Consider the following 14,440-nt stretch of genomic DNA (forward strand, 5'->3'; position numbering starts at 1 on the left):
GAATGAAAAAGCGCACTTTTAAACAAAGCGAGATTATTTAGGGTGCTAAATTATTTCGCTTCTTATCTTCTAAATGCATCTATCTACTCAAGTTTTTACTAAACAAAATTGCATAATTAGTTTCGAAAATATGAGTTTCATTATTTAGTTTAAATCTATAGTAATTAGATTATTTTTGACTAAAAGAAAAAAATCACTCTATGTTACAATTTCTTGTAGTTAAAGTAGGTAAAAAGAATACAAGTATTGTTGAGTGAATTAAAAGCAAACTTGCGCCGCAGGGCTAAGTTTGATGTTGTTGTTATTGCTGTTATTTTATTGCTTGGTTTTATTGTTTCTCAGCAGTTTGATTTTTTGGAATGGATTTACCAATCTTCAAGGCAATACGAGCACTATGAATTAGATGAGTTAGTGCCGACGCTTCTTTTCGGCGTACTTGCGTTTGCTTATTTCAGCTATCGCCGTTGGCATGATGTTAAGCTCTTAAGTAAATACTTAGAGGAACAGTCTTTGACTGAGCCAGTTACAGATATCGCTAACCGTCGAGCCCTTTTTGCTTTGTTAGAGCAGATAGCACAAGAGGAAAAACCACAACATGGCTTTATTTTAATATCAGTATTTGGGCTTGACGAGATCCGCAACAAGTTGGGCTTTATTACTGTAGAGCATATCGTAATTGAATTACTGTACCTATTGAATCAAGAACTTGAAGATGATCAGTTGATTATTGCTTGGCATACAGGTCAATTCATTGTGCATGCGCCAAATTATAACCAAGCTAAAGCCCATTTATTGGCTGAGCGTTTGGCGCAAGCTAACAAGGCTGCGACACAAGCGATTTTAAGGAAGCTCCATATTCAATCGGCAAGCACCATTGTAAATCGTAAAACCAGTGAAGCTGAGCTGCTAGAGCGTTTAGAAGATAACTTGCTTGATTAGTTGGTCTGGTTAAATAGCTTAGCTAGTGAGTTTGACTAGCTGAAAGCTTACAACAAGAATAGAAAGCCCTAAATAGGGCTTTCTCTGTATTTATAACTTAACTGATTCACCTTCATTCAACACATGCAGCGGAATGTTTGAACTCATCTTCTTATACATGTGCATTAAACGAAATAGTGCCGAGTGCGATGTTTTATCACCCATTTGCCATGAAGAATTACCATAACCCCATGGGATCATCACTTTACAATTTAAGTCGGCAGCTGCGATAAGTGCATCTTCTGGTGTGGTGTGCACTTTTCGATACCATTTAGGGTGCTCTTCACTATGATAAGAGGCAATAGGAATTAAACACACATCCATATTCCCATATTTATTAGCAATGTCTTTGAAGTGAGGTGAATAGCCTGTGTCACCGGCAAAAAATAACTTCTTACCTTGGTGCTCTAATACCCAACCGCCCCAGAGCGTGGCGTCGTTATCTTCATGAATAAAAGGCACCATAATTCGGCTGCTGAAGTGATTAGCCGGAACAAAGTGAATATTCACTTCACCCACTTGCTTACTCGAATACCAAGCCATCTCTGTGATTTTATAGCCGTCATTCGGAAAGTGATCAGCAAACCCAAGCGGCGTTAAAAATTCACTATTTTGACCTATGAGTGAAAGGTCGTCCTTTTTGAAATGATCATAGTGAATATGCGAGTACATGATGGCGTCAGTTTCAGCTAGCTGACTTTGCGTGAGTGTTGCATTGGGTGTACGACTAATATCAGAAACTAGGCTAAACGCCCAATTGACGGGCCAATCAAAGTCTTCAGAAACCGGATCGAATAAAAACTGCTGACCATTTGATGTGTTAATTTTGAAGCTAGCATGACCGAGCCACTGTACTGAGAAGCCAGCATTAATAGCTATTGTGGGATTGCTGCCAGTGAAAGCGCAATTTTGCATCTCAGCACTACATTCAATTACTGGGCTCGGCGGGTAACAATCTTTATCACAGGTGACGGGGTAATCTTTAAAATCATCGTAAATATTTTTAAAGCGATCGGTATAGCCTTCTGTGGTCTTGTTTTTGACTACCGCGTTTTCGGGAATAAGTGTTTCGACCTGATTACTAACAGAGCAGCCTGCTAATGTCGCTAAAGAGAAAAGTAATGCTAACTTCTTCATTAGATTTCCTTGTTATAATTTTTGGCCTGATTTTAACAGGTTTAACGAAACACTCTATTATTTGACTGTGTTTAAATGTAAGCAAACATAACGGGATAGGGGGAGTCTGTGTGTTTGATATGTAAATGCAATCTGAATGCTTACTTAGGTCGTACTGAAAGTTATATTTAATAAAGTGCGAATTGTTATGTGTTTTAAACCTGTGTTGTTTGGAGTAATTTTAATGGCGTCGTCTTCAGTTTTGGCAGAAACTAAACTGACTCTACTTGATTGGTTTGTGGTTAATGACACCGTCATGGGTGGCCTTTCTGAAAGTCGTTTAGTTGTTGGTGCACAATCTGTAGAATTTAAAGGCGATGTGTCTTTGCGCAATAATGGCGGTTTTGCTTCTGTTCGTACGCCATTTAATTTAGAAAATAAAAACGCGGAACAGTTAAGTGTTGTTGTAAAAGGTGATGGAAAGCAGTACCAGCTTAGGCTAAGAGTTGACCAATATCTTGACGGCCCAGCCTTTGTTTATAAATTTCAAACCTCAGTAAATAAAACACAAACGCTTGTTGTCACAGAGGATGACTTTACGCTCATGTACCGTGGCCGTACTTTTTACGCGGACTATCAACTCAATTTTGATGATGTCAGATCTCTTGGCTTTATGATCAGTGAAAAGCAAGCGGGTAAGTTTTCCCTTGAGGTGCAGGCAATCACACCACTAGGAAAAATTTAGAGTAACGGTCTGGAAGCACTTTACTTTCGATAGAGTTGATAAATGTTCGGTTCCAAAGTCGTATAAATTACCATTGGTTAAATAGATAACAATGAGGCTGTCGGTCATGTTTTCTCTGAAAATTATGCTCCTTGCAAATTAGCCTTACGATTTTACTTTGTTTGATGTGAACAAAAAGAGCCGCATGACGAGAGGCTCTTTTGTGCTATTGGCTAAAACTTAAATAGCTCAAAACTTAGAAGCGAACAACTGCCTTACCGGTTTGCGTAATAATTACATCTGAACTTTGGCTATTGCTTAAAATAAGGTTACAGCGACCATAACTTGGTTTAGCTGTAATATTTGTCGGTAGTGTTATGCGAGGCTCAAGATAAGCATCGCATCTAAGTTGGGCCTGACCTTCACCTTTTAATGTCACTTCACTACGAGAAACGCCAACGCTCTTCGGCGTGTTTTTATCTAGCTTTACACTTTGTGTAATCGACGGGGTTTGTTGGTAAAGCCCAGCAATATCGGCCATCGCTTTTTGCTGTGCTTGCTCTGAAATATTCACGCCTGGTACATGATTAAGTGCTAATAAAGCGCGTTTTGCGTTTAAAAAATCTTGTTGATAAAGATACAGTTGCATCAGATTTTGAATACAAGGTACGGCAAATTCTTTTGGTAAATGCTCACGTAAGAAGTAAGCGCGCTGCAGCTGCTTCTCATAGTTATGCCAATCTTGTAGTGCATAAAAATATTGAGATTTCAGCCAAGCAAAAAGCGCTTGTTCATTGAGATTTTTAGTGTGACTTTGCAGTTCTCCAAAGTGTTTGTATGCTTTCTCTAGTTGCTGAGCTTTAATCAGTTTATCAATGACATCATAATCGCTAACAAACCCTTTAGAAGCACGATTATTGTTTGAGTTTTTAGTAGGTGCCGTTGAGTAAGTATAAGAGAAAAAGCGTGCCGCATCATGGGCTTTGCCTTGGTAAGTAGCTGCTTCGAACTCTAGATTGCTTAAGTAGTTCTTGGCCTTTTCAGTCGTCGGCTTTACTTCAGAATCGAATAAAACGGTCACTTCACCTAAAGAACCGTCGGCTTTAACAATATAATTAACGAGCGTATAGCCTTCGTGGCGACTCAGCATAGAATCTGATTTGAATTGCGCGTTATTGTTTTCGATGACTTTGATTGGTGTGCTTGGTTGAGCTGATACTCTAATTGCAGAGCATAAGAAAGCAGTAACAGCGCAAAGTTTGAGTGTTTTCACAAATGGATCCCTATGTGTTTTGAACGCGAGAAAAGCGCTATACCGAAAATAATAACAATATATTGGTAAATCTCTTAACCAAAGCTCAGGTTAAATTATAGTTTTGCCATCTCCTGTAAAACATTTTTCACAAAAGGTGATTTTGCTTTGCCATAGTCATCTTGCACAGTCAGCCCATCAGCAATAACCCGCTGTTTTGTCGCTTCGTACTGGGCACGCGCATCTGGGTTGTTGAGCATATGCGTTTTAAAGTTAACTTGCTTTAAATGCTCTTCGCTGCCTAATTCAATGACATGTGCATGAATTTGAAAGGTTTCATTTTCAAAAATAACCGCAATATCTTTACGAGGGCGATTCTCAGGAAATGGTTTATTACTGTGTTGGTCGCTAAAACCACTACATTTTAAATGCTCGACCGCTTCAGTTAACTTACCTGCTTTATACAATATTGAAATATCAATAATGCCTTTGCCTGCAACTTTAAAAGAGCTTGACCCAAAGTGAAGAAACTCGAAATCAGGATGAGCTAATTCTGCGATCACCGCTTGTGCAACGTCTAAAAATATTTCTCGCCAAGGATTAAAACTTGCTGGTACAAGTTGGTAAGGAATGAATACGACATTTGACATAGTGTATAAGCTCTCTTCTCAAAAACGCATTGTACATCATAAGGCTACTTAAGGTTTAGAGGTGACTCGCAAGTTTTTTGTGTAGTTAATTGTAAGTGTAAACAGACTATCTTCTTGTTTGCTCAGGCAGCACCAATCCATTTTGTGACAGATCTGCTGGATTAAACTCATACCAAGGCCATGGCCGAGATGTGTTGAGTGTGAGTTAATTACATTCGAAAACTGCATGCCTTGGTCATTCACCTCAACATATAAAACTTGCTCTCCTAATTCATTGGTTTGGCTATGTTGGAGCGCATTTTTCAAGATTTGTGTGAATAGCAGCTTCAATAAATACTTATGAGACATCACTTTTGGTGAGGTTGCCGTCTTTAATGAAAGTGTTAAATCTGAGAAAGCTGAATTATTTGCTAACTCTTTGAATTCATCTACCACATTTAATCTTTCTAATTCTTCGTTATGTATTTGTTGTAAGGCCAAAATTGCTCGGCTTGTTTCAAGTAAGGTGGTATTTGCTTTTACCAGTTGATCTAATACAGGCAATGCATCAAGTGGAATATCATCTAATTGGTTTATTCTAGATAGAGCATGATTAATTTGAGTGATAGGGGTATTCACTTCATGACTTAAAAAAGCGCTGACTAGGCGTTGTTGTATCTGCGCCTCTTTTTCCGCTTGACGAGATTGGGTGAGAGTATTAGCGAAGGTTTGAAACTCCATAAATTTGAGCTGCTCTTGTGCTCTTTTAAAGTATGGGTCGATAAACTTATGCAGTGTGTCTATTTGTGTTTTTAAAGTTCTATGGGTAGAAAAAATGGCGATAAGTAACATTGCTATCAGTAAGCTAATGCCCACATTTAACCACGAAAAAAACGCTGAAGTCTCATCTTCGAAATAGTGCAAAACGTAAATAGGAGAGGCATCTGTAGTACGTATGAATGATAGAACATAAATATGTTCATTCTCAATATTAAAGTAATGACTTTGATTATGTGGTAATAATTGCGCGTCTATTTTCTCAATGACCCAACCAGGCAGGTCATTTTTGTGTCGCGTGATGAGTTTAAAGTCATCAGAAATAGGTAATTCAAGTTGCTGGTTGTCGGCCAGCTCAGCGTCATAGAAAAGGTAGTGCTCAGTTGTGTCATCTTGCGCAAATTCGTAGCTACTTTTCAGTATTAGGCCCCAAGTTAAAACAACTAAAATTCCGAACAAGCTAAAGCGTGTCAGTAGATACTTTTTTATTGAAATGCTTGCGCTCATATCACTTTTTCTTATTCAATTACTAGTATCTGATGCGTTTGGCTCATCTATTTTAAGAACTAGCCCTTGCTTTTTAAGCGTATGTAAAAGCTGACATTCATTCGATTTAGAAAGGTTACTTCTGAGTCGAGTGATTAAAGACTTATACATATTATTATTAACATCTTGCTCTGGCCATATTTGCGTCATAATGTCCGTTTTATCGATAGGGTTAGGGCTGTGCTTTGATAATAGCGCTAATAATTGCCATTGCTGTGGAGAAAGTAAAATAACTCGCCCACCACGTTTAGCTACTCTGCTATCAAAGTTCACTTCTAAGGTGTCTAACTTAAAGTGATTGTTTAAATTTGGTTGTTTATTGACGAGAACTTTTAATCGGGCTGTTAATTCCTCAAGTGCGAATGGCTTTGTAATATAATCGAGTGCGCCAAGCTGAAAAGCCTCTAATTTATCTTGTAACTCATGACGTGCTGTTAAGAACAAAATAGGAGCGCTCTGCTGCCCTTGCCAATGTTTTGCTAATTCGAGCCCGCTACCATCAGGTAAGTTAATATCTAAAATGATGGCATCATACTTTTGTTCTTGGCTTATCCCCATTGCTTGCCAAATAGAACGCGCGTAATCAATTTCGATGCCTTCGTTTTGTAAGAAGTCTATTGTTTGACTCGCTAAAACCGCGTCATCTTCTACCAATAAAACAATCATCGCTTCTATACTGTTACCTTGTGGTTACCTCAACCTTGATAGTGTGATGACATCAAATAGGAGTCAAGTAATGAGAGTGATGAATATGGTGTTTTCAAGTGTTGTTTTAGGCCTTGCCTGTACATTAGCAGGTTGCGGTGAGAGCCAGACCGGTCAAACGAGCTTAACGGTGACAGACAAAGTTACAGTTGATAAAGCAAATAAGGCAACTCGTGTTTTTTTCAATGGCGACATTTATACAGTGAATAAGCAACAAGTGTGGGCAGAAGCCGTTGCAATCAAAGATAATAAAATTATTTTTGTCGGTAGCGATGAGCAAGTCGAGGAGTATATTAATGCACAAACTCAAGTTGTCGATCTGAAAGGCAAAATGATGATGCCAGGGTTCCATGATGTTCATATTCATCCTATGGAATCTGGCTCAGACGCGACGCAATTCACAATTCCTGCCTATGGTACTGAAAATGAGTATATCGATGCTGTATATGATGCCGCGAATAACAACCCATCAGCACAATGGCTAATAGGTTATGGTCATGAGATAGCGACTCTACTAGAGATGCAAAATACGCCGCTTGAGGTATTAAACGATGCAGTCAGTGACAGACCTGTTGTTATTATGGAACAGACTTCTCACTCAATGTGGGTGAACAGTAAGGCACTAGAACTTGCTGGGATCAGAAGTGATTCGGTAGACCCAGTTGGTGGTGTCATCGGTCGAGATAAGTCAGGCCGTTTAAATGGTATTTTGTACGACAATGCCGGGGAGTTGGTGATGGAAATCGCCATGCGTTCATTGCAAGGCAGTGCCGATAAAGATTATCAAGGTCTCGTTGAACATACTATGCCCATGTTGAATGAGGTAGGGATCACGTCTATCAGCGATGCACGTACTTACTGGCAGCGAGGACAATTAGACACATGGCAACGCATTGCTGAAGATGACAAATTGACACTGCGCGTTGCTTTAGGTCTTTGGGCTTACCCGCATATGAATGATGAAGTACAGTTAGAGGCGCTAAAAAAACGTTATCAAAATAAAGCGGATAGCCTGCTTAAAGTGAACCAAGTTAAGTTTTATATGGATGGCATCTTGGTGAATACCACCGCCGCGATGCATGATCCTTATCATGTGAATATATTGGGTTTGTATGGTAATAAAGGGCTTAACTATTTTACTCAAAGCCGAATTGAAAAGTATTTAAAAGCGTTAGAGCCTGTTGGCTTTGATTTTAATATTCATGCTATTGGTGATAGAGGGATCACGGAGGCATTAAATGCCATTGAAAAGGCGTCTTCAAAACAAAATCGTCATCGCCTGACACACATTGAAGTCATGGACCCGCATGATTATAAACGGTTTGCAGAAATAGGTGTGATAGCAGATGCGCAAGTTGCGGGCGATTTTACGCATCCAAATCATTGGCTCGAAATGATCCCATTTCTGGGAGAGGAACGTGCTTACGACCTAGTGCCAATTAAGTCCCTAGTCGAATCAAATGCGATTTTGACTTTGAGTAGTGATTGGAATGTGAGTACTTACAATCCATTTGTGGGAATTGGCAATGCAGTATCTCGGGCACCTCAGAATATTACTCTAGAGCAAGCAATTGCTGCCTATACCATAAATAGTGCTTATGCCATGCGTCAAGAGCAGTTAGTTGGATCTATTGAGAACGGCAAATTGGCAGATTTAATCGTACTTGATGGTAACTTATTTGATATGACAGCAGCACAAATCAAGCAAACTCAGGTGGTCATAACCTTGCTTGATGGTGAGATTGTTTATCAGCGTTAACACAAAGCCCAAGGTTTTTAATTGCAAAACTATCTAAGCCGCAGCAGGTGTGCAGCCGCTTAGGCAGTCGATGCTTTATATCTTGTTACTGAGCGCGTTAATAAGTGATGACGGGTCGTCTATACCTAGGTAAATCTTAGATTTTTTATCAATTTGGTTGATTAGTTTAATCTCGATATTCGGCACGCCAGAGAAATTATACCTGTTAACTTCATTGCTTCTTGGCACAAATTCATTATGCGGCGATACGGTTTCAATATTATCCAGCGAGATATAAAGCGGATTATAGATACCGTATCTAACGATTAAGTGAGTTTGAGTGAGTGAAATTGGGCGGCGTGACATAGCACGATACTCACCAATAAACAGTACCAATCCAAAAACTGATAATAACGAGATAACATTGGCAGCTAAGGGTGACCAAGCAAAATGCAGAACCAGGTGTGCAATCGGGATCTCAAACGCCATCAAAAAGATAAACCCTAGTGCATTGCCTTTCGCATCATCTTTATTGGCATACCAAAAGTGTTGTTCGCCAATATAGTTTTCACTCTTTATTTTATTAGCGAATAAGCAAAACACCCACATCCGCATATCAAATTGCATTAAGTTAAATACAGTGCCGGATTTTAACCAGCGTTTTAAAGGCATTATCAAACTCTCATCGGGATCAGCGTGAGTATTTAAATCCGCTTTAATTGCAGCTATTACTGATGCAACCACAACAACTTCAATAAAGAGTACTAGAGCTAATACTAGATAACGCGCTTGCTCTAAATAGTGCCAAATTAACTTTTGCTGAGCAGGTATGAAGTAAGCACCGAAGAGAATGAGTAATGCGCAATAGGCTATTGCTTTAATTGTTGCTTGTTTTTTATCTGTTAAGAAAACATAGCAAATCAAAGGAAGAGTAATGAATGCATCAATGAGTAACGGCCATTCAGGCTTGTAGGTACCATATTCATTTATAAAAGAGGGCGAACTATAAAACCAACTATAAGCCGCAATTAGGCACAGGAGAAATAAAAAAGGTAAACGGTTAACAGATGTGTTACGCACTGATACTTCCTTTTAGGTTAAATTGATAGCCTAATATGGGGACTAATCTTATCGCCTTCTTAAGTTCGGCTCAATAAAGTTTATACAGTGAAGCGCTCTAATAATGCGATAAGGTCCTCTTTGATCAGAGGCTTACTAATATATTCGTCCATGCCCGCATCAAAACACTTTTCTTTGTCGCCGTTCATGGCGTTAGCTGTCATAGCGATGATTGGAATATATTGATTATGCTCACCCGCTTCGCGTTTTCTAATTCTTCGCGTTGCCTCGTAGCCATCCATTACTGGCATTAAGCAGTCCATTAAGACTAACTCATAGTAGTTATCTTCATGCTCTTTTAATTTAGTTAGCGCTTCTAGACCATTATTCGCAAAATCGAGTTGTTCAACGGCACCGTTTAACATTTGTGTGACGACGATTTGATTAATCGGCATATCTTCCACGACGAGAACATGCTTAAACAGGGTTGTTTGATCTTTAGTTTGAGTAGTCGCATTTTGAGTGACATGGCTATCCTCGGTTTGCTCTAGCTTATGCACGATATCGAGTAGAGAGCAGGGGGTTTTACAGTATTTTACTTGTTGCACATCAGCTTGTTTAAAGTGCCCTTCAATCGAGGTATTAAAAGGCAATAAGGTGACGGTATTAGCGATGTGTGAAGACACAAACTGGTCTATATGTTGGCTATCCTCTGTTGACCAATTTAGTACATAAAAGTGTGAAGATAATTGCTCTTCATTGTGCTTTTTAATATCTTCTTCAAGCAGTTTAATGTTTTTATGTTTATGCATGGCGATATCAAACTTAGTTAGAGTTCGCTCACACGCATTTAAGAAGCTTGAATTAATGTCCACAAAGTGGAAATGTTTTGCAGTGAAATCATGGAATATAGAATGCTGTAATTGCTGATTTTCAGAAAGTTTACTTGATAATGGTAAGGTGACGATAAAAGTACTGCCTAACCCTAGTTCACTTTTTACGACTATTTCACCTCCTAATAATTCGCACAGCTTACTGACTATACTAAGCCCTAGACCCGTCCCCCCAAACTGTCGTGTCGTGGATGTATCAGCCTGTGAAAAATGCTCGAAAATTAAGGCACATTTCTCTTCGGGAATGCCTATCCCTGTATCTGATACTTGGAGTTTTATTTCGGGGGCGTGATGATCTTTCGAGTATACATACTGAGCTTTGACAATAATTTCACCAGACTCTGTAAATTTGACAGCATTCCCGATTAAATTAGTGAGTATTTGCTTTATTCTGACAGAATCAGAAGAGATGATAGGCAGAGTGAGCTCATCAATATCTAAAATAAGTGCGATATTCTTTTCATGAGTTTGCTTGGCAAACGAAGTTGCAGTCTCTTTGATTAATTTCACGACATCAAATTCATTGATGTCTATTTCCAATTTACCAGATTCAATTTTTGAAAAGTCTAAGATATCGTTAATAATGCGCATTAACGAGAGCGCACTACGACTGGCGATATCAACTTGTTCGTTTTGTTCTTTATCTAAAGGGGTGCTTTTTAAAGAATCTAACATACCAAGTACGCCGTTCATGGGCGTTCTTATTTCATGACTCATGGTCGCTAAAAAATCAGCTTTGGCTTTTGATGCGTTCTCGGCTTGTTCTTTGGCTTCTTCAAGTGCCCAGTTATTAAACTCCATATCTGAGGCGTATTTAGCTAATTGCTCTTCTGAGTTTTTGAGCTCAGTGACATCTTCAATACAGGCAAATACCCCCTCAACGTCTCCGTTAAGTGCAAAATCAGGAGTGTAGGTGGTGATCAGATACTTTCTAACGCCGCCTATTGTGACATCAATTTCAAATGCAGTTTCATTACCTTTTAAAGCATTAAATAGATGATCTTGAATTCTGTCATAAATATCAACGGGTAGAACAGATTTGACGGTGTTTCCTACGATTTCGTGTTCATTCAACTTAAATAGCTGGCAGTAGAGTTTATTTGCAAAACGGTATTTCTCTTCATTATCTACATAAGTTAGAAGTACAGGGACATGCTGCGTGATCCCATCAATATAGTGCCGAGTTTTTTCTAATTGCTCAGCTCTTTCTTGCGATTGCTTAATGGCTTTATTATAAGAAGTTGCAACTCTCGCAATGACATCTCCACCTTGCTGTTTGATGATACCTTTAGGGATTGGTAGACCTTTTCGAATGGTAGCACCAATTTTAGTGAGGGGGCTGGTTACAAAGTAATTGAGTAGCCAAAATGACAGGCCAACCATAATAGAAATAATGATTAAAAAGTTATACGTGAAGCTGCCTAATTGTTGGTTCAGCTTTTCTTCATGTTGAGTGGAATCTATATGTATCCAAAAGTAATAAGCGCGTAATCTCCTTATTTCGGGGTCAACGAGGTATAACCAAGACAATGCATACCAGTTTTCATCATGGTGATAAATCACCCTAACTTTGTCACTTAACTGTGACTTATAATGCAATAACTCGTCGAGTTCTTTTTTTCCTAGTGTTTCTGAGTCAAGTAAGCTTCTTTTTTGAATAAAAAGCCTTTTAGATGCCACAATATCAAGAGACTCAGGGGCAATGATCATAATATCTTGAATGGCGCTATTGCTCGATAACGCAGCAAGCACGCGCTGTAAATTTTCTCTAGAGGCGTCGACTTCTGCAGAGATACTCATGCTCGTGATCACGTTATCCACCAAAGAATCAATAAAGCGCTCGTGTTGTAATCGATATTCGTCAGCAATAAAGCGTGTGAAAAGCAAAAAGGAGCTTATACCAAGCAAAAGCAAAGGAATGGTCGATTTAAGATAAAGCGAGTTTTTAATCATTTACTTTGTTCTAGTGTCTTATGAAACATGCTTGGCACAAAATCACATGGCTTATCGATTGATTTAATGCGCCATAAAGTCTCGCAGACTTGCTCTGTGACACTTTTAAGAAAGTCATGAGAAATTAACTCTGCTTGTGTATTACCTGTTTGCATCTCAAGGTTGTTGAAAGCATCAGAGAAATCAGCAATCTCTAAGCCTTCTAATTTAGCCATTTTTGTCATAGCTTCATCTGGATGAGTTTGAATAAATTCATAAGACAACTGCCAAACTTGCCAGAGCTTTTCTAATGTTTCTGGGTGCTGTTTTAGGTAACTTTGTGAGATGCTGACAATATCAACCACTTCTTTTGGGATCTTGGCACTGTCAAAAATGACATGGTAATCAGGATTCTTTAATAACTCTGTTGAAATGGGGGGGTAGGTAACAAACGCGGAAATATCTCCTTTGTTCATTTCCTTGATACCAGACATCTGTTCAACATTTTTAATTGTGACGTCATCTAAACTTAGGTTATGTTTTTGTAGCCCCCTTTGTAGCACGTAAATACCGAGTGAAGAGACCTCAGTACCAACAGTTTTTCCTTTTAAATCTGTAATGCCAGTAATTGATTTGTGAGCAATAATTGCATCTCCACCTAACGAGTAATCAGTAATTAACGCAATGGTAAGCGGCCTTACTGCAAAAGATTGAATCTGAATGGCTTCAATTAAGGTGCTGGTGAGGCCATCTACCTTGTTATTCAAATAAACTCTTTGCGTATCGGCTAAAGAGGCAACTCTAACAAGCTCAATATTAAGCCCTGCTTGTTCAAAAAAACCTTTTTCTTTTGCTAGATGAAGTACTTCATAACCCGGCCAAGGGTTGATGGCGATACGTAACGTTTGTGGTGGGTCGTTTTTGCAAGATATGAGAAAGAAAATAAAAGCGAAGAGGATTGTCTTTTTTGAGATTAGCCACATAACTTTGGGTCGGATAGCGCAATAGTATTCCTAAGTATTGACCAATTTCTGGCTCTGGCAAGGTGAACGGATTGACTTTTAGTTTGGAGCGGAGAATTTTAATCGCTCAAGCCGTTAATAATAACGACTTGTTTCGCCTGAAAATCTTCGTTCAAATTGTGAAAATTGTTCAATTAAAAAAGATTTAATAGCCATGATTTTGGCGGCTTCTTTTAAATCATAGTGATAAAGCAGCCATAAACTCCAAATGGATGGAGGCGAGGTGATATTGAGTCTTCTCAAATTCCTGTATTTAGGTTGGTCAGCTAAACCACAGGGTAATTTTGCAATACCTAGCCCTTGGTCTGTTGCGCTAATTAAAGCGGCTAAATTATCAAATCGAGCGACGATTTGGTTTTTTTTAAAGTGGCTTTGATACCAATCTTTATGAAACTCCAACTGCCATAGTAATAGGTTATCGACTTCTTTTGACTGCTCTAAGTAGCTTTCGCTGGCATAGATGCCACAATTAGATGCAAACAGTTTTTTGCCAACTAAATCAGCTTGGGTTGGCTCAGGTGTAAACCTGAGCGCGATATCGGCTTCTCTGGCATTGAGGTCTTTTTGACTGGTGCCCATCATTAAATTGAGTTGAATATGTGGAAAGCACTGATAAAACTCATCAAGTAGCGGGAGTAAATAATCATGCGCCAGTTCAGGGGTCAAGGCGATGTTTACCTCTCCTTGTAAGCTTTGGTTTTGACCATCGAGTCGTCGCTCAATATGACCTTGCAAGCTTTTCAAACTTTCAATGTCAGGCAGCACTTCTCTGCCAATTTTAGTTAACTGGTAACCTTTTGGGACACGCTCAAATAAGGAGACATTGAAACGGGTTTCAAATGCTCGAATTCGCCTGGCAACCGTTGTGTGTGTCACATTGAGCTGCTTAGCCGCAGCTGACAAACTGCCGAGAGTAGCCAGTGCAAGAATATATTGATAATCGTCATCTAAGTTCATTTGTGCATTTTTGCACAAAAGATATGCAGGAAGTAGTAATTTTTTTCCTTAAAAAAAGTCGTAAATTAATCCTAAATAAACCTAAAGCTAAACGACTTATTAAAAGGATGAA

At 38.9% G+C, this 14,440-nt stretch carries 12 protein-coding genes; 3 read left to right on the plus strand and 9 right to left on the minus strand.

What is annotated here, in order from left to right; all coding sequences use genetic code 11:
- The first annotated feature begins 246 nt into the window (after positions 1-246).
- A complete protein-coding gene (locus tag ACXAC4_RS03685) occupies positions 247-939 on the plus strand; it encodes a diguanylate cyclase domain-containing protein (protein WP_475159122.1) in 693 nt (230 codons plus the stop codon).
- Positions 940-1,029: 90 nt separating this feature from the next.
- Here ACXAC4_RS03685 and ACXAC4_RS03690 read toward each other — a convergent pair whose 3' ends face one another.
- On the minus strand, positions 1,030-2,115 hold the full coding sequence (locus ACXAC4_RS03690) for an MBL fold metallo-hydrolase (RefSeq protein WP_475159123.1): 1,086 nt from the start codon (positions 2,113-2,115) through the stop codon (positions 1,030-1,032).
- Positions 2,116-2,338: 223 nt separating this feature from the next.
- On the opposite strand from ACXAC4_RS03690, the gene ACXAC4_RS03695 reads away from it, so the two are divergent.
- Positions 2,339-2,839: a CIA30 family protein gene (locus ACXAC4_RS03695; RefSeq protein ID WP_475159125.1), complete on the plus strand. Its 501-nt coding sequence runs from the start codon at positions 2,339-2,341 to the stop codon at positions 2,837-2,839.
- Between the two features lie 235 nt (positions 2,840-3,074).
- On the opposite strand, the gene ACXAC4_RS03700 is transcribed toward ACXAC4_RS03695, so the two are convergent.
- The 4 genes from ACXAC4_RS03700 to ACXAC4_RS03715 all read right to left on the minus strand — a co-directional run bounded on the left by ACXAC4_RS03700 (position 3,075) and on the right by ACXAC4_RS03715 (position 6,688).
- The gene (locus tag ACXAC4_RS03700) at positions 3,075-4,091 is read right to left on the minus strand and encodes a hypothetical protein (RefSeq protein WP_475159126.1); all 1,017 of its coding nucleotides are present in this window, start codon (positions 4,089-4,091) and stop codon (positions 3,075-3,077) included.
- Positions 4,092-4,186: 95 nt separating this feature from the next.
- The gene (locus tag ACXAC4_RS03705; protein WP_475159128.1) at positions 4,187-4,720 is read right to left on the minus strand and encodes a GrpB family protein; all 534 of its coding nucleotides are present in this window, start codon (positions 4,718-4,720) and stop codon (positions 4,187-4,189) included.
- Between the two features lie 48 nt (positions 4,721-4,768).
- Entirely contained in the window at positions 4,769-5,983 is a 1,215-nt protein-coding gene (locus ACXAC4_RS03710) for a histidine kinase (RefSeq protein WP_475159129.1), read from the minus strand.
- A 15-nt stretch (positions 5,984-5,998) separates the two neighbouring features.
- Entirely contained in the window at positions 5,999-6,688 is a 690-nt protein-coding gene (locus ACXAC4_RS03715; protein ID WP_475159131.1) for a response regulator transcription factor, read from the minus strand.
- A gap of 70 nt (positions 6,689-6,758) precedes the next feature.
- On the opposite strand from ACXAC4_RS03715, the gene ACXAC4_RS03720 reads away from it, so the two are divergent.
- On the plus strand, positions 6,759-8,486 hold the full coding sequence (locus ACXAC4_RS03720) for an amidohydrolase (RefSeq protein ID WP_475159132.1): 1,728 nt from the start codon (positions 6,759-6,761) through the stop codon (positions 8,484-8,486).
- A gap of 75 nt (positions 8,487-8,561) precedes the next feature.
- Here the strand turns inward: ACXAC4_RS03720 and ACXAC4_RS03725 are convergent, their stop codons facing one another.
- The 4 genes from ACXAC4_RS03725 to ACXAC4_RS03740 all read right to left on the minus strand — a co-directional run bounded on the left by ACXAC4_RS03725 (position 8,562) and on the right by ACXAC4_RS03740 (position 14,328).
- Entirely contained in the window at positions 8,562-9,545 is a 984-nt protein-coding gene (locus ACXAC4_RS03725) for a hypothetical protein (RefSeq protein ID WP_475159134.1), read from the minus strand.
- 80 nt (positions 9,546-9,625) lie between these two features.
- Positions 9,626-12,370: a hybrid sensor histidine kinase/response regulator gene (locus ACXAC4_RS03730; RefSeq protein WP_475159135.1), complete on the minus strand. Its 2,745-nt coding sequence runs from the start codon at positions 12,368-12,370 to the stop codon at positions 9,626-9,628.
- Positions 12,367-13,332 (minus strand): ABC transporter substrate-binding protein, encoded by a 966-nt coding sequence (locus tag ACXAC4_RS03735; protein WP_475159137.1) that lies wholly within the window; start codon positions 13,330-13,332, stop codon positions 12,367-12,369. Before ACXAC4_RS03735 ends, ACXAC4_RS03730 begins: the two co-directional genes overlap by 4 nt.
- A gap of 114 nt (positions 13,333-13,446) precedes the next feature.
- The gene (locus ACXAC4_RS03740) at positions 13,447-14,328 is read right to left on the minus strand and encodes a LysR family transcriptional regulator (protein WP_475159139.1); all 882 of its coding nucleotides are present in this window, start codon (positions 14,326-14,328) and stop codon (positions 13,447-13,449) included.
- Positions 14,329-14,440: the final 112 nt, after the last annotated feature.

Source organism: Pseudoalteromonas sp. AWM4_233, from assembly GCF_056158285.1.